At 71.8% G+C, this 22,788-nt stretch carries 22 protein-coding genes; 7 read left to right on the top strand and 15 right to left on the bottom strand.

All coding sequences use genetic code 11. The features are described from left to right. Window positions 1-4: 4 nt before the first annotated feature. Window positions 5-2,191: a sensor histidine kinase gene (locus PWG71_RS12580; protein WP_274809865.1), complete on the bottom strand. Its 2,187-nt coding sequence runs from the start codon at window positions 2,189-2,191 to the stop codon at window positions 5-7. 309 nt (window positions 2,192-2,500) lie between these two features. Here PWG71_RS12580 and PWG71_RS12575 point away from each other — a divergent pair, with 309 nt between their 5' ends. Further along, window positions 2,501-2,812: a 4a-hydroxytetrahydrobiopterin dehydratase gene (locus PWG71_RS12575; RefSeq protein WP_446725014.1), complete on the top strand. Its 312-nt coding sequence runs from the start codon at window positions 2,501-2,503 to the stop codon at window positions 2,810-2,812. 213 nt (window positions 2,813-3,025) lie between these two features. Here the strand turns inward: PWG71_RS12575 and PWG71_RS12570 are convergent, their stop codons facing one another. After that, window positions 3,026-4,633 (bottom strand): AMP-binding protein, encoded by a 1,608-nt coding sequence (locus PWG71_RS12570; RefSeq protein WP_274809863.1) that lies wholly within the window; start codon window positions 4,631-4,633, stop codon window positions 3,026-3,028. A gap of 209 nt (window positions 4,634-4,842) precedes the next feature. On the opposite strand from PWG71_RS12570, the gene PWG71_RS12565 reads away from it, so the two are divergent. Further along, window positions 4,843-5,865: an acyltransferase domain-containing protein gene (locus PWG71_RS12565; RefSeq protein WP_274809862.1), complete on the top strand. Its 1,023-nt coding sequence runs from the start codon at window positions 4,843-4,845 to the stop codon at window positions 5,863-5,865. A gap of 39 nt (window positions 5,866-5,904) precedes the next feature. On the opposite strand, the gene PWG71_RS12560 is transcribed toward PWG71_RS12565, so the two are convergent. From PWG71_RS12560 to PWG71_RS12515, 10 genes are all read right to left on the bottom strand, one after another. Continuing rightward, window positions 5,905-6,099, bottom strand: coding sequence for a hypothetical protein (locus tag PWG71_RS12560; protein WP_274809861.1), 195 nt, complete (start codon window positions 6,097-6,099; stop codon window positions 5,905-5,907). A 231-nt stretch (window positions 6,100-6,330) separates the two neighbouring features. Continuing rightward, window positions 6,331-8,130, bottom strand: a complete 1,800-nt coding sequence (locus PWG71_RS12555; protein WP_274809860.1) for a bifunctional metallophosphatase/5'-nucleotidase — start codon at window positions 8,128-8,130, stop codon at window positions 6,331-6,333. Window positions 8,131-8,485: 355 nt separating this feature from the next. Further along, on the bottom strand, window positions 8,486-9,061 hold the full coding sequence (locus PWG71_RS12550; protein WP_274809859.1) for a DUF3618 domain-containing protein: 576 nt from the start codon (window positions 9,059-9,061) through the stop codon (window positions 8,486-8,488). Then, window positions 9,004-9,402, bottom strand: coding sequence for a phage holin family protein (locus tag PWG71_RS12545; protein ID WP_446725013.1), 399 nt, complete (start codon window positions 9,400-9,402; stop codon window positions 9,004-9,006). Before PWG71_RS12545 ends, PWG71_RS12550 begins: the two co-directional genes overlap by 58 nt. A 61-nt stretch (window positions 9,403-9,463) precedes the next feature. Continuing rightward, window positions 9,464-10,075, bottom strand: coding sequence for a hypothetical protein (locus PWG71_RS12540; RefSeq protein WP_274809857.1), 612 nt, complete (start codon window positions 10,073-10,075; stop codon window positions 9,464-9,466). A 310-nt stretch (window positions 10,076-10,385) separates the two neighbouring features. Continuing rightward, window positions 10,386-11,381, bottom strand: a complete 996-nt coding sequence (locus PWG71_RS12535) for an NAD(P)-dependent alcohol dehydrogenase (RefSeq protein ID WP_274809856.1) — start codon at window positions 11,379-11,381, stop codon at window positions 10,386-10,388. Between the two features lie 35 nt (window positions 11,382-11,416). Next, on the bottom strand, window positions 11,417-11,635 hold the full coding sequence (locus PWG71_RS12530) for a helix-turn-helix transcriptional regulator (protein WP_397222449.1): 219 nt from the start codon (window positions 11,633-11,635) through the stop codon (window positions 11,417-11,419). Between the two features lie 3 nt (window positions 11,636-11,638). Continuing rightward, a complete protein-coding gene (locus PWG71_RS12525) occupies window positions 11,639-12,058 on the bottom strand; it encodes a hypothetical protein (protein WP_274809855.1) in 420 nt (139 codons plus the stop codon). 113 nt (window positions 12,059-12,171) lie between these two features. Further along, entirely contained in the window at window positions 12,172-12,633 is a 462-nt protein-coding gene (locus PWG71_RS12520; protein ID WP_274809854.1) for a GNAT family N-acetyltransferase, read from the bottom strand. Window positions 12,634-12,783: 150 nt separating this feature from the next. Continuing rightward, on the bottom strand, window positions 12,784-13,701 hold the full coding sequence (locus tag PWG71_RS12515; RefSeq protein ID WP_274809853.1) for a LysR family transcriptional regulator: 918 nt from the start codon (window positions 13,699-13,701) through the stop codon (window positions 12,784-12,786). A gap of 382 nt (window positions 13,702-14,083) precedes the next feature. Here PWG71_RS12515 and PWG71_RS12510 point away from each other — a divergent pair, with 382 nt between their 5' ends. After that, window positions 14,084-14,299 carry a hypothetical protein gene (locus tag PWG71_RS12510; protein WP_274809852.1) on the top strand — a complete coding sequence of 72 codons (216 nt, stop codon included), beginning with the start codon at window positions 14,084-14,086 and terminating at the stop codon, window positions 14,297-14,299. Window positions 14,300-14,400: 101 nt separating this feature from the next. Next, entirely contained in the window at window positions 14,401-15,099 is a 699-nt protein-coding gene (locus tag PWG71_RS12505) for a metal-dependent transcriptional regulator (protein ID WP_274809851.1), read from the top strand. A gap of 33 nt (window positions 15,100-15,132) precedes the next feature. On the opposite strand, the gene PWG71_RS12500 is transcribed toward PWG71_RS12505, so the two are convergent. Further along, a complete protein-coding gene (locus PWG71_RS12500) occupies window positions 15,133-16,701 on the bottom strand; it encodes an alkaline phosphatase D family protein (protein ID WP_274809850.1) in 1,569 nt (522 codons plus the stop codon). 449 nt (window positions 16,702-17,150) lie between these two features. On the opposite strand from PWG71_RS12500, the gene PWG71_RS12495 reads away from it, so the two are divergent. The 3 genes from PWG71_RS12495 (at window position 17,151) to PWG71_RS12485 (ending at window position 20,001) form a co-directional block, all read left to right on the top strand. Next, window positions 17,151-17,561, top strand: a complete 411-nt coding sequence (locus PWG71_RS12495) for a GTP-binding protein (RefSeq protein WP_342455967.1) — start codon at window positions 17,151-17,153, stop codon at window positions 17,559-17,561. Further along, the gene (locus PWG71_RS12490) at window positions 17,513-18,868 is read left to right on the top strand and encodes an MFS transporter (protein ID WP_274809849.1); all 1,356 of its coding nucleotides are present in this window, start codon (window positions 17,513-17,515) and stop codon (window positions 18,866-18,868) included. The genes PWG71_RS12495 and PWG71_RS12490 overlap by 49 nt, the downstream gene beginning before the upstream one ends. A 326-nt stretch (window positions 18,869-19,194) precedes the next feature. Further along, complete coding sequence (locus PWG71_RS12485) at window positions 19,195-20,001, top strand: alpha/beta fold hydrolase (RefSeq protein ID WP_274809939.1); 807 nt, start codon at window positions 19,195-19,197, stop codon at window positions 19,999-20,001. A gap of 42 nt (window positions 20,002-20,043) precedes the next feature. Here PWG71_RS12485 and PWG71_RS12480 read toward each other — a convergent pair whose 3' ends face one another. Together PWG71_RS12480 and PWG71_RS12475 are read right to left on the bottom strand one after the other, a co-directional pair. Next, the gene (locus PWG71_RS12480) at window positions 20,044-21,585 is read right to left on the bottom strand and encodes an MFS transporter (protein ID WP_342455966.1); all 1,542 of its coding nucleotides are present in this window, start codon (window positions 21,583-21,585) and stop codon (window positions 20,044-20,046) included. Then, entirely contained in the window at window positions 21,582-22,172 is a 591-nt protein-coding gene (locus PWG71_RS12475) for a TetR/AcrR family transcriptional regulator (protein WP_274809848.1), read from the bottom strand. Before PWG71_RS12475 ends, PWG71_RS12480 begins: the two co-directional genes overlap by 4 nt. Window positions 22,173-22,788 lie beyond the last annotated feature (616 nt).

The following is a 22,788-nucleotide window of genomic DNA, read 5'->3' as shown; positions in this document are numbered from 1 at the left end:
GTTCTCATCCTTCCTCGTGGTCGCCGTCGAGGTCGGGGTGGCCCGCGCGGGCGCGCAGGGTTCCGGCCTGGAAGGCGCTCATCATCGAGCGGATCCGTTCGGGGGAGCGGTCCGCGTCGTCGTCGGTGCTGGAGACCGGGGCCGGTGCCACGGTGCGTCGCCTGCGGCGGGGCAGCCCCTTGTAGTGATCCGATTCCGGACCTGGGGCGGACGAGGAGGCCGGCGCGGTGGCCCGCGCGGGCTCCGGTGCCACCGCGGCGGGCACGATCGCCGGTTCGGGGGTGACCACGGGCACGGTCTCGGGTTCGGTGAGGGCGTCGGCGGGCACGTGCACCGTCGCGCGCACCCCGTGCCCGCCGGGACCGGCGGCCAGCTCCACCCGCAGGCCGTGGCGGGCGGCCAGGGTGGCCACCACGAACAGGCCCAGGGGGGAGTCCTCGACCAGCCCGGCCACGTCGAACCGGGGTGGGTCGGCCAAAAGCGCGTTGGCCTCCTCCAGGGCCGCCTCGCCCATGCCCAGACCTCGGTCGATCACGTCGATACGGCACCCGTCCGCGTCGACGGAGGCGCGGACCTCGACCTCGGTGGAGGGCGGGGAGAACGCCGTGGCGTTCTCCAGCAGTTCGGCCGACAGACGGGCGGTGTCGGCGGCCACGTCGCCGCGCAGTGCCACCGGGGGCAGGTCGCGCGGCTGCACCCGGGTGTAGTCCTCGATCTCCCCCGCGGCGGCCCGCACCACCTCGTACAGGCGCATCGGGGCGCGGGGACGCCGGACGGGGGAGCCGCCGCTGAGCAGCATGAGGTTCTCGGAGTTGCGGCGCAGCCGGGCACTGAAGTGGTCGACCCGGAACAGCGCGGCCAGGGTGTCGGGGTCGCTCTCGTCGCGTTCGAGTCGGTCCAGGACCGCCAGTTGGCGGTGGACGAGGGACTGGGTGCGGCGGGCCAGGGTGCCGAACATGGCGCGTACCCCGGCGCGCAGCCGGGCCTCTTGGAGGGCGGCGGTCACGGCGGCGCGTCGGGCGTCGTCGAAGGCGTCGGCCACGTCGGTGATCTCGTCGTGGCGGGTGCGCGGTGCGGCGGCGGGTTCGGGTTCGACGTCGTGGCCGGCGCGCAGGCGGGCGGTGAGCCGGGGCAGGTGCACCCGGGCGTGCTCCAGGGTGGTGCGGCGCAGCAGGTGCAGGCGGCGACCCATGCGGACGGCGCCGGTGACGGCGAAGGCGGCCGAGGCCAGGGCCACGATCAGGACGGGGAGACCGATCAGGAGCACGCCGCCGGTGAGCTCGGAGGAACGTGCGTCGTTGAACTCGCCGATGCGGTCGATCTGGTCCTGTTCCACGGCGCGCATGCGCTGGTCGGAGGCTTCGGCGGCGCCCCGCCAGGCGGTGGCGTTGACGGGCGGTCGGGTGTGGGCGGGGGCGGCGATGACCTCGTCCTGGAGGTCGTGCACGCGTTCGAGGGAGTCGTAGGACTCCAGGAGCCGGTAGGTGCGGGCGTCCTCGGAGGAGAGTTCGGCGCCGATGCGGTCCCAGGTGTGGCGTTGGGCTCCGGCTGCCGCGACGAACTCGTTGTGGGCCTGGGGGGTGAAGCCGTCGGTGGCGACGGCGTGGGCGAACACGGTGCTCTGCCGGCCCAGGAGTTCGCGGGCGCGCATGAGGGAGGTCAGGGAGCGCAGGCGGGGGATCTGGGCGGGGTCGGCGTGTTCGACGCGGGCGTCCCAGAAGCGCAGGCCCTGCTCGATGATGTCGTTGTAGGGGCCGCCGGAGTGGAGGTGGTCGCGCTGGTGGGGCGGCAGGCCGTCGACGGCGGCGCGGTGGGCGGGCAGGCGATCCAGGGCGCGTTGGAGGTCCAGGGCCTGGTCGGGGAGGACGTCGGTGTCGAAGCCGGCCAGGGCCTCGCGCAGCTCGACCAGGGCGGTGTCGGTGGTGTCGCGGGCGGTGCCCAGGGCCTGGTCGGAGCGTTCGGTGTCGCGCGCGGAGTCGGCGGTGGCCAGGCGTTCGTCCTGGAGGGTGTCGATGACGAGGGAGACGGCGGTGCCGACCTGGCGGGTCAGGTCGGCTTCGGCGCGCAGTTCCCGGATGTCGTCGACGAGCAGGGAGGTGAACAGGGAGCACACCAGGAGCAGCACGACGCTGGGGGTGAGGACCAGGGTGATCATGCGGGCGCGAAGCGACCGGCGCTTCTTGGGGGGCATGGGCTCGCTTCCGGGCGATATCGGGGGATGGGGGTGCCGGATCCCCAGAGTGAATCCGGTCGGTGGGGGATCGTGCAAGGGTCGAGTGGTGCGCGAGGGCCCGGATGGGGGTGTCGTGGCAGGTCATGGGCCGGGGCTCAGCTTGGTAACGGGCGGCCGGACACGGGTCTGTTCGACTACTAAGAATCTACGTAGTAAAGGTGGGGGTCTTGTTGTTCAGACATCCACAAACAGAAAAAGGAGCGGCTCACGCCGCACCGACCACCCGATTCACGCCCCTTGGCCGCGGGTACGGGACCGTCCGTGACCATGACGAACGGGAGAGCGATCGTGAACCTCAGCGAAGACCTGATCCGCGACGGACTGACCCGCCTGGACGGCTGGGAGTTGGACCCGGACGGCCCCGCCATCCGCCGCACCCTGCGCCTGCCCGATTTCCCCGCCGCGATCGCCCTGGTCGGCGTCATCGCCCAGGCGGCGGAGCAGGCCGGGCACCATCCCGACATCGACATCCGCTATGACACGCTGCACCTGCGCCTGACCACCCACTCGGTCGGCGCCGTCACCGACAAGGACATGGCCCTGGCCGCGCGCATCGACGAACTCGTCCCCCGGGGCTGATCCTCACCGAGGGGCGCCGCGGGCGGGGGCCGCGCTCACACGCGCGGACGGCTCCGGTCGAGTGCGGACCATGGGAGCCGGGGCGCCCCGAAACCCGCGTCGGTGTCCCACAACGCGGGGTGCTCCGTCATTCCGACCTCGCGACCGCGGAAGCCCTGTTCAGGACCGTGTCGGTGGAGATCCAGGTCTCGGAACGCGGGGTCGGTCGACGGCTCAGCGCAGGCGGGCGCGGCGCATCTTGCCCGAGGCGGTGCGCGGCAGCTCCGATACGAAGCCCACCACGTCGGGGGAGGCGTGGGTGGCGAACCGCGTGGCCACCCATTCCTTCAGCTCGGTGGCCAGCGCTTCGGAGGCCTCGAACCCGGGGGCCGGGACGATCCGGGCTCCGATGAGCTGTCCGGCGAGTTCGTCGGGGATGGAGTACACGCCGCACTCGTCGACGGCCGGGTGGTCGTTGAGGACCGCCTCGACCTCGGTGGGGCCGATCCGGTAGCCGCGGCTGAGGATGGCGCCGTCGTCGCGGGTGGAGAAGAACAGCCAGTGGCGCCGGTCGAGGATGCCGGTGTCGCCGGTGAGGTAGAAGGCCTTGTCGGGGGTGAAGCGCACCTGGGAGGCGGAGTCGTTGTCGAGGTAGCCGGTGAACCAGGCCAGGGGGCTGTGTTCGAGGTCGACGGCGATGCGTCCGTAGGCGCCCAGGGGTGCGGGTTCGTCGGAGATGGCCTCCAGGACGGTGGCCGTCCAGCCGGGGAGGGCGGGGCCGATGGCGCCGGGGGTGACGTCTTCGATGTCCTGGCCGGTGTCGCCGTTGGGGATGCCCACGCACCAGCCGAGTTCGGTCTGGCCGAAGTGGTCGCGCACGGGAACGCCGAAGACGTCGGTGACCCAGTCGATGACGTCGGGGGCGAGGGGTTCGCCGAAGCTGGTGAGGCGTTGGACGACGACCTCGGGCGGCAGGGTCTTGGTGGCGGCGCGCAGGGTGCGGTAGGTGGTGGGGTCGGCGGCGAGGTTGGTGACCTCGTACATGCCCAGGACGTCGAGGGTGAGTTCGGGGTCGAAGAATCCGGCGCGCAGGGCGAGGGAGGTGTGTCCGGCGAGGAGGGGGGAGATGACGCCGTGGTAGAGGCCGAAGGCGGAGCCGGGGTCGGCGGTGTTCCAGAAGATGTCATCGTCGTCGACGCCGAGGCCGTAGTGGTGGTAGGCGTGCATGGCCGCGAGGGCGCGTACGGGGACGGGGACGCCGCGTGGGGGGCCGATGAGTCCGGAGACGTAGACGATGGCGAGGAGGCCGTCGCCGCCGACGGCGGTGTCGGGTGCGGGTGGGGCCTGGGTGTCGGCCAGGGCGGTGAGGGTGGTCTCGCCGTCGCGGAGGGGGCGGGGGCCGGTGGTGACGATGGACCAGGTGGGGGTGGTGTCGGTGTCGAGTTTGGCGCGGTTGTCGTCGTCGACGACGACGAGGCGGGCTCCGGAGGAGGTGAGGCGTTCGCTGATGGCGGAGGGGGCGAAGGAGGAGAAGAGGGGGACGAGGACGGCGCCCAGGCGCCAGACGGCGAGGGCGGTGACGGCCATGTCGATGCCCTTGGGGATGAGGGTGGCGACGCGGTCGCCGTGGCCGATGCCGTGGGCGGCGAGTCCGGTGGCGAGGGCGTGGGATCGGTCGCGGAGTTCGCCGAAGGTGAGGGTGGCGGGTGCGAGGTCGGGGCCGATCTGGGTGATGGCGTTCCGGTCGGGGTCGTGCCGGTCGCACAGGAGGTGGGACACCGAGGTGGTGGGGGAGTCGTAGGCGGTGAGCCACTCACGTACACGGTGCGCCGGTTCGGGCATCGAAGGTCGTCCTCGTCTGGGTCGGAGTGGTGGGGTGGGTCACGTCAACACTATGCCCACCTGGCAAACCTCTTCTGGGGGATGGGAGGGGTTTTCGGTGTGTGGGATGTCCGCGGGGGTCTGTGGGGTTCGTGGTTTTTCGTGGGGGAGGTGCGGGGGTGGTCCTTCCTCTCGCGTGCGGGTGGGCGGGTCGGCCATGATGTGGGGTCATGGACGCTGACATCGTGGCCGACCGGTTGGGTCTGGCCGAGGACGAACGCCGTTGGTTGATCGCCGCTCACGAGTTGCCGGATCCGGTGGAGCCTTTGGTGGTGCCGCAGGGTGAGGATGCCCGTCGGGTGTGGGACGAGTTCGCTCTGGCGGAGGAGGATCGGGCGGAGTTGGCCGGGTTGTGGCCGGGTCCGGGTGGGGCGGGGTGGTCGCCCGAGGTGTGGTTCGTGGTGGAGGGGATGTACCGGCGGTTGGCGGCGGACGCGGATCTGCCGGTGGGGTCGTGGGTGGATTGGCCGGCGTTGGTGGGTCATGGGGATCCGCGGGTGCGGTCGGCGTCGTTGGTGGCGTTCGCGGCGCGGGTGCCGGCGCAGTACGCGGCGCATGGGGCGTTGGGTGTGGATCCGGCGGTGACGCGGGCGACGTTGGCGGATGTGGGGGTGCAGACGGCGCGTTCGCGGCGGATGTACGGGCGGTCGGGTGTGGAGACGGCGTCGTGGGTGGCGGCGCAGTTCCGTGGTCGGTTGTTCTGGGTGGGCGGGTTGCAGTTGGAGCCGGCGGTGTTGGGGGATCAGGGCGGGGTGGAGTGGTATCCGGAGGGGGAGGCCGCCGGGTTGGGTGCGGGGATGGCGGTGGGTGATCCGGTGTTGCGGTTGCACATTCCGACGGGTGGTCTGGATCCGGTGTCGGTGACGGATGCGTTGGGGCGGGCGCGGCCGTTCGCGCGGGCGCATCTGGGGATCGATCCGGTGGTGGCGACGTGTACGTCGTGGTTGTTGGATCCGCAGTGGGGTGAGGTGTTGGGGGAGGGGTCGAACATCGTGTCGTTCCAGCGGCGGTTCACGTTGGTGGGGCGTGGGCAGCCGGGTGAGGCGGATGTGTTCCGGTTCGTGTTCGGGATGTCGGAGGTGGATGTGGTGGCGGCGCCGCGTCGTACCCGGTTGGAGCGTGCGGTGGTGGAGCGTGTCGAGGGGGGTGGTGGGTGGTGGGTGCGGACGGGGTGGTTGCCGTTGTCCGTGTGATCGTGGGTGTGGGGTGGTGGGGGGTCTTGGTGCGGGTGGTCAGGTGTGGGTCGTGGTGTCGGGTGTGTCGGGGTGGACGGTGGCGGTGAGTTCTTGGTGGCCGGTGCGGTCGCAGTCGGTGCAGGGGTGTCCGAGGAGGACCTGGGTGAGGGTGTGGTCGGCTTCCCGGCGGGCGAGGACGACGGCACGGGTGCCGGTGCCCAGGCAGGTGCGGCACAGGATGCTGATGCGCATGTGCGCAGGATAGGTTTCTTTGCCGGTTTCGTCTGGGAGAACACGGCTTTTTTGCGGTGATATCCGGGCAAAGGGTGTCGGGGGTCCGTCGACGGGTGTCGGGCGCACGGGTGGCGGGGGCGGGCCCTGTGGTCCGCCCCCGCCGGTGTGGGGTGGGTCGGTGGTGGCGTGCGGGGCCGCTCCGCGGGGTCCGTCGACGGGGGGCGGCCTCGATGGTCTTCGGGGTCGGGGTCAGGTGAAGATCGGGGCGCCTTGGCGCACCAGCCGCCAGTTCACCTCGTGGAAGTCGGTGGGGTCGATGACCCCGACCGCGGTGGCGTGGTCGATGAGGGCCTGGCGGATCTCCCGCTGGGCGTTGTAGACGACGGGCGCGTCGGTGATGTGGGGGAAGGCGCCGCCGCCGGATTGGCGGTAGTTGTTGACGGCGACCACGAATCTCTGGTCGTCGGCCACCGGGGTCCCGTTCAGGGTCAGTGAGGTGACCCGTTGTCCGGCGGGGCGGGACACGTCCAGTTCGTAGTCGACGCCGGCGAACTGGTCGCAGTTGTAGTCGGGGGTGTTGTCGGCGTTGGTCAGGTCGGCCGGGTCGACCGTTCCGGTGGCCGGGACCTGCTTGTAGTAGCGGGCGGAGTGCTCCAGGTAGGCCCGTAGTCCGGCGCCGGTCAGTACCGATCCCAGCAGGGTGTTGTCGTAGATGTAGAGGGCGGCGATGTCGCGGATGCTCAGGTCGCCGGCGGGGAAGACCGCGGAGCGGCTGAAGGGGGCGGCGATGGAGACCACGGGCAGGTCTGCCTCGGGGGTGCCGGTGAGGGCGGCGGTGACGGTGTCGATCTGTACCTTGTGCACGAAGTCGACGATGGCGGTGTCGGTCCAGCAGGCCTCGGCGGCGCGCAGTTCTCGGGCGCTGGTGGCCACGACCTGGTTGACGTAGGCGACCGTGGTGGCGTGCTGGTCGGCGACCAGGGCGGCGATCTGCGGGTCCTCTTCGACGGTGTTGGCGTTGAGGGTGAGGGCGTTCTTGGAGATGACCTTCCAGCGGCCGTGTTCGCGGCGCAGGGCCAGGTCCATCACGGAGAGGCGGCGTCCCCAGAAGGAGGGCATGGTCATGAGGACCTGTTCGCCGGTCTCGGTGTTGGTGACGAAGCGTTCGGGGACCTCTCGGTGGGCGTGTCCGAACAGGATGGCGTCGATGCCGGGGACCTGTTCGGCGACCATGGCGGAGGCGTTCTCGACGGGGATGTCGCCTTGGTAGGAGGAGGTGCCGCTGTCGCCGGCGTGGGCGCTGACGATGACGATGTCGGCGCCTCGGGCGCGCATGATCGGTACCCAGTGGCGGGCGGATTCGATGAGGTCGCGGAATTCCAGGCGGCCGTGGACGTGGTGGCGGTCCCAGATGGCCGAGCCGGGGTTGGTCAGGCCCAGTACTCCGATGGTGAGGGGTTGGGTGCCGGGTCTGTTCGTGCAGTCGACCTTCATGCGTTTGAGGGCGTAGGGCTTGTAGGCGGGGTCGTCGGTGCCGTGGTGGACGGCGTTGGCGGCCAGTGCGGGGGCCCGCATCTGGGAGATCCAGGTGTCGAGGTGGTCGATGCCGTAGTTGAATTCGTGGTTGCCGAGGGTGATGGCGTCGTAGTCCAGGGCGTTCATGGCGCGGGCCATGGGGTGGGTCTCGCCGGTGTCGGTGATGGGTTCGACGACGCTGTAGTAGGTGGCGAGGGGGGCGCCTTGGATGGTGTCGCCGGAGTCGAACAGCAGGGTGTTGTTGTGGCCGCGTTCGGCGCGGATCTCTTTGACGAGGGCGGCGGCCTTGGCGATGCCGATGTGGTCGCCGTTGGCGTCGGAGTAGGTGGTGTTCTTGTAGTAGTCCCAGTTGAGGCAGTGGCCGTGCAGGTCGGAGGTGCCCATCACGGTGATGAGGGCCTCGCGGGCGGAGGAGGCGGCGGCGGGGGTGGGCCAGCCGGCGAGGGTGAGGGCTCCTGCGGCGCTCAGGCCGCCTATGGCACCGCGTCGCGAGATGGTGGGCTCCTTCGTCATGGGCTTCTCCCGGGGGTTTTCGAGCGGGGCGAAGCCACACACGGTAGCGAGGCGGTCGCGGGGGAGGGAACCGGGCTCGCGTTAACAATCGGTGCACACGATAGGAGAAGGGGGCGCGTTATGGAAGGTGGGGGTGCGGCGGTGGTGGAGGTCCGTGATTCTCGGGGCCATGGCGGGGGTGGGGCCCCGGTGGGTGGTGTGTCGGGGTAGGTCACGGCGGTTGGTGTCGGGGTCGTGTCCCGGTGGTGTGCGATGTGTGTCGGGTGTTGTCTTCTGGGGGCGGGGTTGGCGTTGTTCGGGTACGTGTCGTGCCCGTCGCCCCCTCTCCGGATCGCGACGGGCACGCGGGCGGGCCTCAGGGTTCGTGTTGTTGTCGGGAGGCCGCCGTGACCTCGTCCCGGACCTGTTCTTGAGTGCTGTGGGCGGCGTCGGTGGCGCTCTCCTTGAGGTGCTCACCCGCTTCCCGGGCGCTCTCGGTCGCCTGGTCCCGGACGCGCTCGACGGACTCCGTGACCGCGCGCCGGGCGGGTTCGATCAGGTCCGAGGCCTGGTCCTTGGCCTTGTGGGCGGCCTTTCGTTCCGCTTCGCTCTCGGACAGCACCGAGGCGGCGAGGAGGCCTGCGCCGAAGGCGATCAGGCCGGCCGCGAGCGGGTTGCCGCGGGTCTGTTCCATCGCCTGTCGTGGCGCGGATCGTGCCGCCTCGCCCATTTGTCCGGTGCCGTGCCGGATGCCGCTCATCGCTCCTTGTGAGGACGGTGCCGCACCCATGATCCGGTCTCGCAGGCCGCGTGCGCCGCGGCGTACGCGCTCCGTGCGCCGCTCGACCGCCCGTCGGGGGTCGACGCGGTCCACGAGTCGGTCCGTGTCCGCGGTCAGCTCGGCGCGGGTCCGTTCGATGTCCTGCCTGATCCGGTCGGATGTCTCGCCCATCGTGCGTCCTCCTTCAGTGTCTCGATGGTGTGTCGGGGTGTGGGGGACACGAGGCGCATACGCTTGCGGCCCATGACGAACAGGATCGTTCCGGCGATCGCCCAGAGCGCCGCCACGGCCAACGCGGCCCAGGCCGATCCGATGAGGACGGACAGGCCGAACACGGCCGCGAGGCTCAGCAGGACCACCGTCATGTAACCGGCGAACGCGGCCGCGCTGAGCATGCCCGCGGCCTTGCCGGCCTTGGTGGCCTCTTCGCGGAACTCGGCTTTGGCGAGCTCCAGTTCCTGTCGGAACAGGGTCTGGAGGTCGTTGGCGACCTCCGTGATCAGTTCGGCCACCGATCTGTCGTCCGGTGTCGTGTCCAGTGTGGGTGGTGAGGGTCGGGGAACGGTCGCCATGTCAACCACGCCCTTCCCCGGGTGCCCGTTGGGGCTCTTCGAAGGGTGTGGGGACCGGTTCCTCCGTGGCCGACTCGCCCTGTCGGGGCAGGGGAGCGCTGGACCGTGCCCGCTCGCTCGTGTCCTGCGGTGCGGTCGTGTCCTCGTCCTGTGAGGTGGAGGAGGAGGCCTTGAGGAGGCGTCCGAGTGCGAAGCCGGCGACGGCGGCGCCCAGGAGGAAGACCATGGGCCTGCGTCGCGCGAGGTCTCCGGCCTCGTCCAGCAGACCGTCGACGCCCCGGTTCTCCAGGAAGTCGGCCGTCTGGGAGCCGCTCGCCGCGACCCGGTGGACGACGCCGCCCACGGGGGAGTCGGGCGCGCCGTGTTCGGCCATCGATTCGAGGTCTTGGGACCACTGGCGCAGGTGGTCCGAGGCCATTCCGGTGAGGTGTCCCACCTCTGTGCGGATCTGGTCCTGTACGTCGTCCATGACGTGGCCGGTCTCGGCGCGGGTGTCCTGGGCGAGGGAGCGCACCTGGTCTTTCGCGGAGGACGCGACTTCGCGGGCGGCCGTGCGCGCTGCTTCGGCCTTGCCGCCGCCTCCTGGTCCTTCGGTACCGTCCAACGGGCGCATGAGCACGACCTCCTCGGTTTCGATCGGTGTCTTCCCTGTGCCGCGCCGTACCCCGCAGGAGGTCATGGAAGCGGTTTGACATGCCTTGATGCCCAACCATGAGGATGGTTTTTCTCTGGTTTGGGGTTTTTCTGGTCTTTTGGCGCGGTTTCGGTCGTGGTCCGGGGGCTTTGCGGCGGTAGTGGGCCGTTTGTGGGTGTGGCCGGGTGTGGTGTGTGGCCGGCCGTCGCGGTGATCGGCCGGTGGTGGGGCCGTCGGGGTGCGACGTTCGCCGGTGGCGGTCGTACCCACCGTGGGTGTGGGGTGGGTGTCAGGGGAGGACGACGACCTTGCCGCCGTTGTGGCCGGCGCGCACGTGGGCGAGGGCGGCGGCGGTGTCGGTGAGGGGGAAGGTGCGGGCGACCACGGGGGTGAGGCGTCCTTGTGCGGCGAGGTCGGCGAGGTGGGCGAGGTCTCGGGGGGAGTTCTCGGTCATGAGTCCGGTCAGGGTGTGGGTGGTGAAGGGGGACCACAGGGCGGCCCGGAGTTGTCGGTCGGTGCCCTGGATGAGGGGGCCGCCGCCTTCGGATCCGACGATGACGAGGGTGCCGTGGGGGTTCAGGGCGCGGCGTAGGAGTCGGAGGGGGCGGTGTCCGGCGGTGTCGATGATGAGGTCGTGGCGGTGGCCGTGGTCGGTGATCTCGGCGCGGGTGCGGTCGATGACGTGGGTGGCGCCCAGGGAGCGGACCAGGTCGAGGGTGGCGGGGCCGCATACGCCGGTGACGCGGGCGCCGGCGTCGGCGGCGAGGGCGACGGCCAGGGTGCCGACGCCTCCGCTCGCGCCGATGATCAGGACCGTGCGGTCTTTCAGGTCGCCGCCGGTGCGCAGGGCTTGGAGGGCGGTGCGGCCGCAGGTGGGCAGGGTGGCGGCTTGTTCGAAGGTGAGGGTGGTGGGTTTGCGCACGAGGTCGTCGGTGGTGGTGAGGGCGTATTGGGCGCAGGCGCCCGGGGCGGTGCCCATGACCTCGTCGCCGGGGGCGAGGTCGGTGACGCCTTCGCCGATGGCGGTGACGGTGCCGGCCAGGTCTTCGCCGATGCCGGTGGTGCGGGGGCGGCGTACTCCGTAGCCGAACAGGCGGGTGAGGTAGGGGAGGCCGGTGGTGAGGTGCCAGGTGCCCTGGTCGATGCCGGCGGCGTGCACCCGTACCAGGACCTGTCCCGGTCCGGGGGTGGGGAGGGGGGTGTGGACGGTGCGCAGGACGGTGTCGGGCGGGCCGTAGCGGTCGCGGACGATGGCGGTCATGGTGGTGGCGGTGGTGTCGGGCATGGTGTCCTCGTTCCGTGCGGTGGGTGGCTCGGGGTTCAGGTTTCGGGGTAGTGGAAGACGTCGTCGAGGCGGGTTCCGAAGACGCGGGCGATGAGGAACGCGGTCTCCAGTGAGGGCGAGTAGCGGCCTTGTTCGATGGCGATGATGGTCTGGCGGGTCACTCCGACGCGTTCGGCGAGGTCGGCCTGGGTCATTTCGTCGTGTGCGAAGCGCAGGGCGCGGATGGTGTTGGTCACCCGGGTCTTCTTGGGCACGGTTCACATTCCTCGGCGGTAGGCGACGATGCGGGCGGCCGATGAGGTCAGTGCGGAGAGCACGAATCCGAGGTAGAGGGTGTGGGCGATCCAGAAGTGGTCGGCTCGGGTGAGGGTGAGGGCCAGTGCGGCCGCGGCGCCGATGGCCAGGACGATGAATTCCCAGCGCAGGCCGCGGCGGTCGATCTCGGTGTCGCGTTCGTCGCGCAGGTGGGCGTCGCGTGGCCATAGGGCGCCGGCGATGACGGTGAGGAGGAGGTTGGCGGCCAGGGCGGTGCCGATGGCGATGAGCAGGGGGCGTGTGTAGGTGATGTGTTCGGGTGGGGTGTCGGTGAGTCGGGTGGCGATGATCGCGGTGTAGATCACCGGGATGATCAGGGCGATCGCGGTGTAGATCCACACGCGTCTTTCTTCGAATGTCATGTCCGCCTCCATGTCAAATATCTAAGACTCAGTGTCAGGTACGGCGGACATGATGTCAATGATGTTTTACATCTGAGGGTGTGCGGGATCGGCGGATCGGCGGGGTCCGTCGGTCACAGGTCCCTGCGGTAGACGATGTTGGGGATGCCGGACTCGGGGAAGCGGCTCTCGCCGACGGGGTACCAGCCGGTGGCCTCGTACAGGGCGCGGCCCGCGGTGTTGGCGTGCAGGACTTCGAGGGTGAGGGAGTCGGCGTGGTCGGCCACGCGGGCCAGGGTGGCGTCCATGAGGCGGCGGCCCCATCCGGTGCCCTGGAGGGCGGGGGCCACGGCGAGGTGGGTCAGGTGGGCGGTGCGCTCGCCGCCGGTGGGCAGGCGGGTGAGGGTGTAGCCGTTCAGGGCGGGGGTGCGCAGGAGCAGCAGGAGTCGGGGGGTGTGGAGCAGTCGGTGTTCGGCGCGGGCGCGCACCACGGGGTCGGGGGCGGTGCCGTCGCGGTGGGCGACGGCGCGGGTCCACAGTGCGGCGCAGGCGGGGTGGTCGGCCTCGGTGCCCTCGACGATGGTGTGCCGGTCCACGGTGGTCCTTCGGGGTGTGGGGGCGGGGGGCGTCCCCGCCCGTGTGGTCCATGGGGTCGGGCGGTGCCGGCGGATCGCGCCGTCACCGGTGGGGGCGGGCGTCGGGGGTGGACACCCGGGTCCCCGTGGCCGCCGGGGTGGGGGCGGGCCTCACCTTCTCGGGGCGGTGGCGGCGGCGGACAGGTCGGTGAGCGTGGACAGGGCGGCGACGACGGCGGGGTGCGTGCGCGACCCCCGGCGGGCGCAGGTGAGGATCTTGCGCGCCGGGGCCGGTGTTCCCTTCAGGGGGACGCGGACGACGGGCAGTGGGGGCAGGTCGGCCAGTCGGGGGACGAGCGCCACTCCCAGACCGTGGGAGACCATGGCGGCGATGGCGTTCCACTCCCGTGCCCCGTGGGGGCCGTGCGGGGTGAAACCGGCCGCGCCGCAGGCCGACACGGCGTGGGCGTGGCAGGTGGTGTCCGCCGGGGGCAGTACCCAGGTCTGGCCGGCGGCCTGGGCCAGGGGCATCTCGGTGCGGTCGGCGAAGGGGTGGTCGCGGGGCACCACCAGGTCCAGGACGTCGTCGAGCAGGGGTGTCTGGTCGAAGCGCGTGTCGGTGGGCGGTGGTGTGGCGGGGGAGGCCTCGATGACGGCGAGGTCCACCTCGCCCTGGAACAGCAGGTCCAGGGCGCGTTCGGGGGCGTTCTCCGACAGGTGCACGTCCAGGCGGGGGTGGGCGGCGGTCAGCGCGGCGGCCATGGGTGCGAGCAGGCGGGAGAGCACCACCGGGAATCCGGTCACCCGCAGTGGTCCGGCGGGTTCGGTGCCCAGGCCGCGCAGTTCGATCTCGGCGCGTTCCCAGCGGGCGGTGATGTCGTCGGCGTGTGCCAGCAGGCCGTGCGCCGCCGGGGTCAGGCGCACGCCGCGCCCCCGGGGTTCCAGGAGGGTGACGTCGAGTTCCCGGGCGAGCAGGCGGACCTGTTGGGACGCGGCGGAGGTGGTCATGTGCAGCGCTTCGGCGGCGGCGGTGACGGTTCCGTAGTGGGCGACGGCGCGTAGGACGCGCAGGCGCCGTAGATCGATCATGTAGTTCATACTTCATGGTCTGGTCCATGAATTCAACGTGGACATTGAAGGTCGGTGGGGAGAGGCTGGAGGGGTCAGACTTCCGGCGACGAAGGACGAGGAAACGATGACGAGTGTGTGCCCGCACTGCGGTCGGCCCGATGGTCGGCCCTTCCGTGTGGTGTCCCGCCATGCCACCGCCTCGGGGATGACCGTGTGGGTGCGCTGTGCGTGCGGTTCCCTACAGATCCGTGAGGTCGGCCCGGCGGGGGTGCGGGTGGTCTCCCGTGGTGGGCCCGTCCTGGTGCCCGAGGGCGGGGGGTGCCCGGCCTGATCCCGCCGTTGCCGTCGTCGGTGGGGGTTGGGCTCGGGGGGACGGTCGAGCGACGCCGGGAGGTCCGCCGTGGTCGAGTCGGAGAAGGTGTCGCCCACGGAGTTCCCCGCGAGCATGGGCGGGGTCGCCCCGCGGGAGCCGGCCGCCCACGGTCACACCCGGTTCGATCAGTTGACGGGGGTCACCGCGGGGGAGTTGCTGAAGATCCGCGGTGTGGGTCCCAAGGCGGTCCGTGTCCTGGAGCGGGAGCCGGCCGCCCGGGGGTCGTCCTTCGCGGATCGGTGACGCGTCGGTGGTGGGGCGCCCGGAGTGGGGTCCCGTCTCCGAGGCCCCCGAGGGGGTGTGGAAATCGTGGCCTGTGGGCGGTCCGCGATACGGTTGTGGGCATGAGCGACACCCCGACACGGCCGTCCACGTCGGTTGAGGACTACGTGAAGGTCGTCTACGACCTCCAGGAGCGCGGTACCGGGCCGGTCACCATCTCCGGGATGGCCGAGCGGCTGTCGGTGTCCAATTCGTCGGTGTCGGGCATGCTCCGCAAACTCGGTGAGCTGGGCCTGGTCGAGCACCGCCGCTACGGGACGGTGAGTCTCACCGAGGCGGGCACCAAGGCCGCCCTGTCGGTGCTGCGCCGCCACCGGCTGTTGGAGACCTATCTGGTGGCCGCCCTGGGTTACTCCTGGGACGAGGTCCACGACGAGGCCGAGATCCTCGAACACGTGGTGTCGGACAAGTTCGTCGACCGTATCGCCTCCTACCTGGGCGATCCCGTCGTGGATCCGCACGGCGACCCCATCCCCACCACCGAGGGCCACATCGTCGAACGCCCCTCGGTGCTGTTGTCGGACGCCGAGGAGGGGGTGGAGGGCGTCATCGTGCGCGTCAACGACACCGACCCCCACCTGTTGCGCTACCTGGCCGACATCGAGATCGGCATCGGTATGAGCGTGCGGGTCGTGGAGCGTCAGCCCTTCGCCGGGTCGCTGCGCATCGCCGTGCGCCCCGACCACCAGACCCCGGCCCACGACCGCTCACTGGGGTTGGTCGCCGCCGAGGCGTTGTGGATCGCCCCCGACGATTCGTGAGCGGGGGCCGGCGGCGGCCGGCCCCCGCCGGTCTCAGCCCTGCGGTGCGGCTCCGGGGACGCCGTCGGTGATGACGAACCGGGCCCGGTCGGTGATCGGTTCCCCGGGCACCGACACCCGTTCCACGGTCCGGTAGTCGGCCGTCCACTCGGTGGGCGTGACCACGTTGCGCACGTAGCCGCGTTTGCGGTTGATGAAGGTGATGTGGGGGTTCTCGGCGAGCTGTACGGCGTCGCCCGGGTTCTGGTCGGTGCCGTCGCCGCCGCTGGTGAAGGAGGTGCCCACCAGTTCGGTGGCGACGGTGGCCGAGGCGGGGTCGTCGAAGTCGGCTTTGACGTCCACCACGTAGCCGGCGTGCACGTCCCCGGTGATCACCACGGGGTTGCGCACCCCGGCGAGGTGGTCGCGGACCTCGTCGCGTTCGACCTTGTAGTTGTCCCAGGCGTCGTCGCTGAAGCGGGTGGGGTCTCCGGCGGCGAAGTCGCGCTGGGAGAAGAACACCTGCTGGGCGAGGATGTTCCATTGTGCCCGGGAGGCGGACAGCCCGTTCAGGAGCCACCGTTTCTGGTCGGCGCCCAGCAGGGTGCGCGCGGGGTCCTCCCGGTCGGCTTGGGACTGGGCGTCGCGGTACTGGCGGGTGTCGAGCAGGTGCAGGTCCACCAGGCGGCCGAACGCCAACCGGCGGTACAGGTGCAGGTCGGGTCCCTGGGGGCGTTGTGCGGGTCGCAGCGGCATGTGCTCGTAGTAGGCCTTGAGGGCGTCGGCGCGGCGCTGGAGGAACTCCTCGGAGGGCTGTCCGCCGTAGGGGTGGTCGTCGGCCCAGTTGTTGTCCAGTTCGTGGTCGTCGAAGACCACCGCCCAGGGGAACGCGGCGTGGGCGGCCTGGAGGTCGGTGTCGTTCTTGTACTGGGCGTGGCGGATCCGGTACTCGGCGAGGGTGTGGACCTCGCGGGCGGGTACGTGGGGGCGGCCCACCGATCCGGCCTCGCCGGTCTCGTAGATGTAGTCGCCCAGGAACGCGACGAGGTCGAGGTCCTCGTCGGCGAGGTGGCGTTGGGCGGTGTAGTGGCCGTGGGTGAGGCTCTGGCAGCTGGCGAACGCGAACGCGAACCGGTTCACGCGGGCGCCGGGTGCGGGGGTGGTGCGGGTGCGGCCGACGGGGCTGATGTCGGTGCCGACCCGGAACCGGTAGTGGTAGTGGGCTCCCGGGCGCAGTCCTCGGGCCTCGATGTGGACGGAGTGGGCGCGGTCGGGGCCGGTGGTGGTGGTGCCGGTGGCGGTGACGCGGGTGAAGCGCTCGTCCTCGGCGATCTGCCATTGGACGTCGACGTCGCGGTCGGGCATGCCGCCCAGGCCGTCCTGGGCGAGGGGGTCGGGGGCCAGGCGGGTCCACAGTACGACGCTGTTGTGGTCGGGGTCGCCGGAGGCGACGCCGAGGGTGAAGGGGTCGGTGAGGGGGGTGGCGCGGGGGGTGGCGTCGGCGGGTGCGTTCCAGGGGGTGGCGGCGCCCACCAGTGCGGCGGCGCCCAGGGCGGCGCCGCCGGCCAGGACCGTGCGTCGGGTGGTGTGGGGGTGGTTCGGGTGGTGGGGGGTTCCCGGCATGGGTGTTCTCCTGTGGTGCGGGTGTGCTCGCCGCGGGAGCGGCGGGGCCGTGTCCCATCCGGTCACGGGAGGGAGAACGCCCCAACCATCCTGCGGTGAACATCGTCCCTCATTCAGTGACGAATCGGTTGCATTGAGCGACGGTTCGGGGGGCGATGTGCCGGGCGGATCGCGGCCGCACCGTGATCGGGGGCGTCCACACGGTCCACCTCGCGTGAGGAGAACGGCATGCGGCGGTCTCACGGGGCGGTCGGGTCCCTTCGTTCCGCGATCTCCGAGGACCGTCGTGACCGTGGTGAACGTCGGTATCGTCGCCCATGTCGATGCCGGTGAGACCGGCCTGACCGGGTGCCCGCCCTTCCACCGCGGCGCCGTCGACCGCCTGGGCGGCGGGGGCGGCGTGGACACCCGTACCGACAGGTCGTGTCGAACGCGAACGCGGTATCACCGTGCGCGCCGCGGTGGCGCCCTCGCGGGTGGGCGAGGCGCGGATCTATCTCGTCGACGCTCCCGGGCACACCGATGTCGTGGCCGAGGTCGAACGCGCCCCGACCGTGTGGGACGGCGCGGTCCTGGTGCTGTCGGCGGTGGAGGGGGCGGGCCCACACCCGGGTGCTGGTGCGCACCCTGTGTCGGGCGGGGCGCGTCGAGTGCTGGTCCCGTGGACCGCCGGCCCCGGGCGGGGTCGGCGGCGTATGCTGGTCCCATGCGCAAGCGACATTAAGTTCCACGATGGTCCTCGGTCCGTGCACGGGCGCCACCGGGTGGTGGTGTTCCCCGGTGTCCCTGCACGTTCGACCGAAAGACCTCCATGTTCCTCTCGTTCCCACGCGCGTGCGGCGCGCGTGTGTCCCGTGTGACCGGGCCCCTGTACGCCTATGCGGCGTCGGAGGAGTTCGTCCTCCTGTACCCGGTGTACGTGCTGTTGTTCGCCGACCACGGCCTGTCGGTGACGCGGATCAGTTCCCTGTTCGTGCTCTGGGCGGTGACGGGTCTGCTCACGTCCGTGCCCGCCGGGGCGTTGGCCGACGTGGTCCCGCGTCGGTACCTGTTGGCCGCCGCCCCGGTGTTCGCCGGTGCCGCGTTCGCCCTGTGGTCGTGGTCTCCCGGGTACGGGGTGTTCGCCCTGGGGTTCGTGCTGTGGGGTGTGGGCGGTTCCCTGTCCTCGGGCGCCTTGGAGGCGTTGGTCTACACCGAGTTGGCCCACCGTGGGGCCGCGGACCGTTATGCGCGGGTGATGGGTGTGACCCGGGCGTTGGGTGTGGCCGCGGTGGGCGCGGCGACCCTGCTGGCGGTGCCGGTGATGTCCTGGGGCGGGTACGGCGCGGTGGGTGCGGCCAGTGTCGCGGTGTGCGCGGTGTGCGCCCTGGCCGGTCTGGCCCTGCCCGAGCACCGGTCGGCCTCCGACGCCACCGGTCCCGAGGCCGACGACTCCGAGGCCACCGGGCCGGCCGGTTCCGGTGGGTGCGAGGTGCGGGCGGTGCCGCACGCACCGGGGCACGGACGTGGCGGCGCCCCGGCCGGTCGGGCGCACGATCCGGCCGAGGAGGACGAGGAGCCGACCGGCCCTTCGGAGTACGTCGCCGCGTTGCGGGCCGGTCTGGCCCAGGCGCGCGGGGACCGTCGGGTGCGCGGTGCGATCCTCATGCTCGTGGTGGTCACCTCCGTCTGGGGCGTGCTGGACGAGTACGTGCCGTTGCTGGTGGCCGCCGAGGGTGTGCCGGTGGAGACGGTGCCGGTCGTGGTGGCGGTGGTGTGGGCCGGGGTGACCCTGGGCGGTCTGGTGGCCGGTCCGGTCTCGCGTCTGCCGGCCGGTGCGTTCGCGGTGCTGTTGGGTGCGGCGGCGGTGGCCATCGCGGCGGGTTCCCTGATGGGCGGTCCGGTGGGGTGGGTGCTGCTGGGGGCCGGGTTCGGTGTGTGCCAGGCCGCGAGTGTGGTCGCCGACGCCCGGTTGCAGGAGCGCATCACCGGTTCGGCCAGGGCGACGGTGACCTCGGTGGCGGGGTTGGGGGTGGACCTGGTCACCACGGTCTCCTATCCGCTGTACGCGGTGGTGTTCGCGGTGACGGGGCACGGGATGGCGTTCGCGTTGTTCGCCGTGCCCTATCTGGTGGCGGCGTGCGTCCTGGGGTGTGCGAGGCGATCGGTCCCCGCGGTGGGGAGGTAGGGGGTTCTCGTCGGGGAGGCGTCCGGGGCCCGGTCCGTGCGGGAAGGCGTCGTCGGGGTCGGTCCCGAGGGGCGGCCGGGGCGTCCTCCCCGGGGTCGGGTGTCCCGGGTCTCCGGGGAGGACGGGGTGGTCTTCACCACGTCGTGCCGTGCCCGGGGACGGCGGGTCACGGCGTGTGGGGGCCGGGATCGCGCACGGTCCCCGTCGTTTCCGTCGTCTCCAGGGTGGGCCCCCACGGATCGATGCTCTTGCGCGGGTGAATAGCATCGTTTCTTGTGGCACATCAGACGAACCCCGTGAACAGCGACGGATCGCGTACCGCCCGCGTGCGCGGTATCGACGTCCACTACGTGGACCTCGGTGTGGGGTATCCGATCCTGTTCGTGCACGGGCACCCCTTCGACCACACCATGTGGGAACCGCAGGTCAGGGCGTTGGCCGGTCGTGGGTTCCGGGTGATCGCGCCCGATCTGCGCGGGTACGGGCGCAGTACCGTCGTGCCCGGTGTCACGACCATGGACGCCTTCGCCCGTGACCAGGACGCGCTCCTGGAGCATCTGGGGCTGGACGTGGTGGGCGTGGTGGGGTTGTCGATGGGCGGCCAGATCGCCCTGGAGCTGTGTCGGCTCTTCCCCGACCGGGTCGACTGTCTCACCCTGGCCGCCACCAACCCCTACGCCGAGACGGAGCAGGGCCGGGCGGGGCGTCGGGCGATGGCCCGGCGGCTGCGGGTGGAGGGCATGGGCGGTTACACCGACGAGGTGTTGGTCGGGATGATGACCGAGGCCAACGTGCGGGCCCTGCCGGCGGTCGCCGACCATGTGCGGGCGATGATGTACGCGGCCCCGCCCGAGGGGGCGGCGGCCGCCTTGGAGGGGCGGGCGCAGCGGCCGGACCACGTGCCGTTGCTGCGTCGTATCTCGGCGCCGACGTTGTTGGTGGCCGGCCAGGAGGACGTGTTCACCCCGCCGGACTTCACCGAGGCCATGCACGTGCGCATCCCCGACTCGGTGGTGGAGATCATCGAGGGTGCGGGGCATCTGCCCAATCTGGAGCGTCCCCAGCGGTTCAACGAGGTGTTGCGGCGTTTCCTGGAGCGCTCCCGTGCCCGGGTGCGCGCCCCCCATCTGTGAGCGCGCGTCCCGGCCCCGGCGCGCGCCGGGGCCGGGACGCGGTCAGTGCTGCTGGGTGGCCAGGTCCAGGTCGCGGGGTACCAGGGCGAAGACCACCGCGGCGGCGGTGAACATGACGATGGCGCCGATGAGGCCGGTCTGGACGAGGGCCTCGGTGAAGGCCGTGCCGGCGCGGGTGGCCAGTTCCGTGCTCTGGGCGCGTTCGGCGATCTCCAGGGCGGCGCCGAGCGATTCCCGGGCGGCGGTCAGGTCCGCCGGGGTGGGCCCGGTCAGGTCGGCCACGTCCAGGTGGGCGCGGTAGACGACGCTGGCGATGGAGCCGACGACGGCGACCCCCAGGACGTTGCCCAGGTCGTAGGCGGTCTCCTCGATGGCGGCGGCGTTGCCGGCCTTGGTCTGGGGGGTGCCGGACATGATGATGGCCGAGGCGATGGCCAGCGCGCCCGCGCCGATCCCCAGCATCAGCAGCGAGACCAGGACCACCGGGTGGGCCGGTGGGCTCGGTGCCAGGTACAGCAGGAGGAACCCCGTGCCGGCCACGGCCAGGCCGCCGGCCAGGGTGGTGCGCGCGCCGATCCGCGCGGCCAGCCAGGGGGCCAGGGGTGAGGCGACGACGGCGCCCAGGGCCATGGGGGTCAGGTACACCCCGGCCATGAACGGGGACGCGCCCAGGACCAGTTGCAGCCATTGGGCGACCAGCAGGAGCAGGGAGGCCATGGCGAACATGGACGCCAGCGCGGCCAGGACGCCCGCGGTGAAGGGGCGTCGGGTGAACAGGCGTACGTCCAGCAGGGGGTCGGGGCGGCGCAGGCAGCGCAGTACGAACCAGGTGAGGACGGTCAGGGCGGCGGCGAGCGCGGCCCAGCCCAGGGGGTCGCCGGGGCCGGCCTTGGCGAAGTGCTTGATGGACCACACCAGGGCGAGCATGCCGGTGATGGCCTGGACGGTGGCGAGGGCGTCCCAGCGGCCGGGGGAGGGGTCGCGGGCCTCGGGGAGCAGGAGCAGGCCGGCGATGATCGCGGCGACCATGAGCGGCACGTTGACCAGGAACGCGGCGTGCCAGGAGAAGTGTTGGAGCAGTAGTCCGCCGAGGATGGGGCCCACGGCCATGCCCAGGGAGGAGGTGGCCGCCCACACTCCCAGCGCGGTGGCGCGTTCGCGCGGGTCGGGGAAGAGGGTGCGGATCATCGACAGGGTGGTGGGCATGATCATGGCCCCGCCGGCGCCGAGCAGGGCGCGTACGGCGATGACGGCGGCGGGGGTGTCGGCGAGGAGCACCAGCAGGGAGGCGCCGCCGAACACGGCGAACCCGGCCAGCAGCATCAGGCGGCGGCCCCACCGGTCGGCGAGGGCGCTCATGGGTACGAGCAGTCCGGCCAGGACCAGGGAGTAGACGTCGACGATCCACAGTTGTTGGCCCGCGGTGGGGCGCAGGTGGGCGGCCAGGTCGGGCAGGGCCACGTTGAGGATGGTCATGTCCATGGCCACGACGAGCAGGCTGGCGGACAGGACGATCAGTCCGGCCCAGCGGCGGCGTCGGGAGGGGGCGGGGGTGGTGGTCCGGGGCAGGGGCGAGGTCGTCACGGGGTCCTCTCGGCCGCCGCGCCCATGAGCGCGGTGATGGTGCGGTGCAGGGTGGTGGTGTCCAGGGGGGTGTCGTGCAGGAGGGCGTGTACGACGGCGCCGTCGGTGAACACCGTGATGGCGTGCGCGGTGTCGGGGTCGGTGTACCGGCTCAGTAGTTCCACGAGGCCGTCGAACCAGATCAGGGACAGGGGGCGCAGGGCGGGGTCGCTCGCGGCGGCGGAGGTGAGGGCGAAGTCGGTGTGGACCCGGTCGCGGTCGGCGAGGTAGTCGGCGAGCAGGGCGCACAGTCCGATGGGGTCGCCGTCGTGGTCGGCCAGGGCGGTGCGTGCCCGTTGGAGCCAGGCGTCGCATTCGGCGGTGAGGTGTTCCAGGGCGGCGACCTTGAGTTCGGTCAGTGAGGAGAAGTAGTAGGTGGTCGAGCCCAGGGGCACCTGGGCTCGGGAGGCGATGCGGCGGTGGGTGAGGTCGGCGGCGCCCTCGTGGACGATGAGGTCGGCGGCGGCCTCGATGATGGCGTGTCGGCGGCCGTGGGGGTCGCGGCGGGCGCGGGGCGGTGGGGTGCCGTGCCGTTGTCCTCGTCGCATGGTCGGGCTCCTCGCTCGCCTGGGACATATGTACATGTACAAACGTACTGTACGTGTGTTCCCGGTGGGTCCCGTGGTGGGGGAGGGCCCTTGTGGGGTGTGCCGGCGGGCCCCTTCGAGGGGCGTCCGGTGTGTGCGGGGCCCGTCCCCGGGGCCCGCGCGCGCCGGTGGCGGGGCGGGGGCGCCCTCGGCCTCGCCGCCCCCCGGGGGTGATCGGGGCCCGGACACGTTCGACGGGCACCGCCGGTGGTCGGGTTCGCCGCCCTCAAGCCACCGGGGGTCGACGTCGGAGGTCACCGACGGCACCCCGGCCGTTCGCCGTCGGACAGGGCGTCCAGAGCGGCCGGGGTGTCGTGTCCCGGGCCCCGCACGAACGTCTCGATGGCGGGTCGGGTCCCCCCGTGCACCAACGGCACCCGCGCCCGGTGGCCCACCAGGCGCAGCGCCCTTCTCCTCCACGATCCGGTACCGCACGGCGGTACCTCCCTCCACGGTCAGGCGGAACGTCGTCCGCGGTTGTGAGGTGAGCGTCGCGTCGGCGCGAGGGGCCTCGCCGGGGCCCACGCCGTGCAGGGCGCGAAAGGCCCCGGCGAACGCCTCGGCCGACCCGTGGCCG

The sequence above is a fragment of the Nocardiopsis sp. N85 genome (genome assembly GCF_028882275.1).
Classification (GTDB): domain Bacteria; phylum Actinomycetota; class Actinomycetes; order Streptosporangiales; family Streptosporangiaceae; genus Nocardiopsis; species Nocardiopsis lambiniae.
This window is presented reverse-complemented; position numbering and strand designations above follow the sequence as displayed.

Coding starts and splice junctions, on each gene's coding strand:
- PWG71_RS12540 (WP_274809857.1), bottom strand. CDS start 10,075: ATGCGCCCGTTGGACGGTACCGAAGGACCAGGAGGCGGCGGCAAGGCC.
- PWG71_RS12505 (WP_274809851.1), top strand. CDS start 14,401: ATGAGCGACACCCCGACACGGCCGTCCACGTCGGTTGAGGACTACGTG.
- PWG71_RS12490 (WP_274809849.1), top strand. CDS start 17,513: ATGTTCCTCTCGTTCCCACGCGCGTGCGGCGCGCGTGTGTCCCGTGTG.
- PWG71_RS12580 (WP_274809865.1), bottom strand. CDS start 2,191: ATGCCCCCCAAGAAGCGCCGGTCGCTTCGCGCCCGCATGATCACCCTG.
- PWG71_RS12565 (WP_274809862.1), top strand. CDS start 4,843: ATGGACGCTGACATCGTGGCCGACCGGTTGGGTCTGGCCGAGGACGAA.
- PWG71_RS12570 (WP_274809863.1), bottom strand. CDS start 4,633: ATGCCCGAACCGGCGCACCGTGTACGTGAGTGGCTCACCGCCTACGAC.
- PWG71_RS12515 (WP_274809853.1), bottom strand. CDS start 13,701: ATGATCGATCTACGGCGCCTGCGCGTCCTACGCGCCGTCGCCCACTAC.
- PWG71_RS12555 (WP_274809860.1), bottom strand. CDS start 8,130: ATGACGAAGGAGCCCACCATCTCGCGACGCGGTGCCATAGGCGGCCTG.
- PWG71_RS12535 (WP_274809856.1), bottom strand. CDS start 11,381: ATGCCCGACACCACCGCCACCACCATGACCGCCATCGTCCGCGACCGC.
- PWG71_RS12560 (WP_274809861.1), bottom strand. CDS start 6,099: ATGCGCATCAGCATCCTGTGCCGCACCTGCCTGGGCACCGGCACCCGT.
- PWG71_RS12550 (WP_274809859.1), bottom strand. CDS start 9,061: ATGGGCGAGACATCCGACCGGATCAGGCAGGACATCGAACGGACCCGC.
- PWG71_RS12575 (WP_446725014.1), top strand. CDS start 2,501: ATGACGAACGGGAGAGCGATCGTGAACCTCAGCGAAGACCTGATCCGC.
- PWG71_RS12475 (WP_274809848.1), bottom strand. CDS start 22,172: ATGCGACGAGGACAACGGCACGGCACCCCACCGCCCCGCGCCCGCCGC.
- PWG71_RS12525 (WP_274809855.1), bottom strand. CDS start 12,058: ATGACATTCGAAGAAAGACGCGTGTGGATCTACACCGCGATCGCCCTG.
- PWG71_RS12500 (WP_274809850.1), bottom strand. CDS start 16,701: ATGCCGGGAACCCCCCACCACCCGAACCACCCCCACACCACCCGACGC.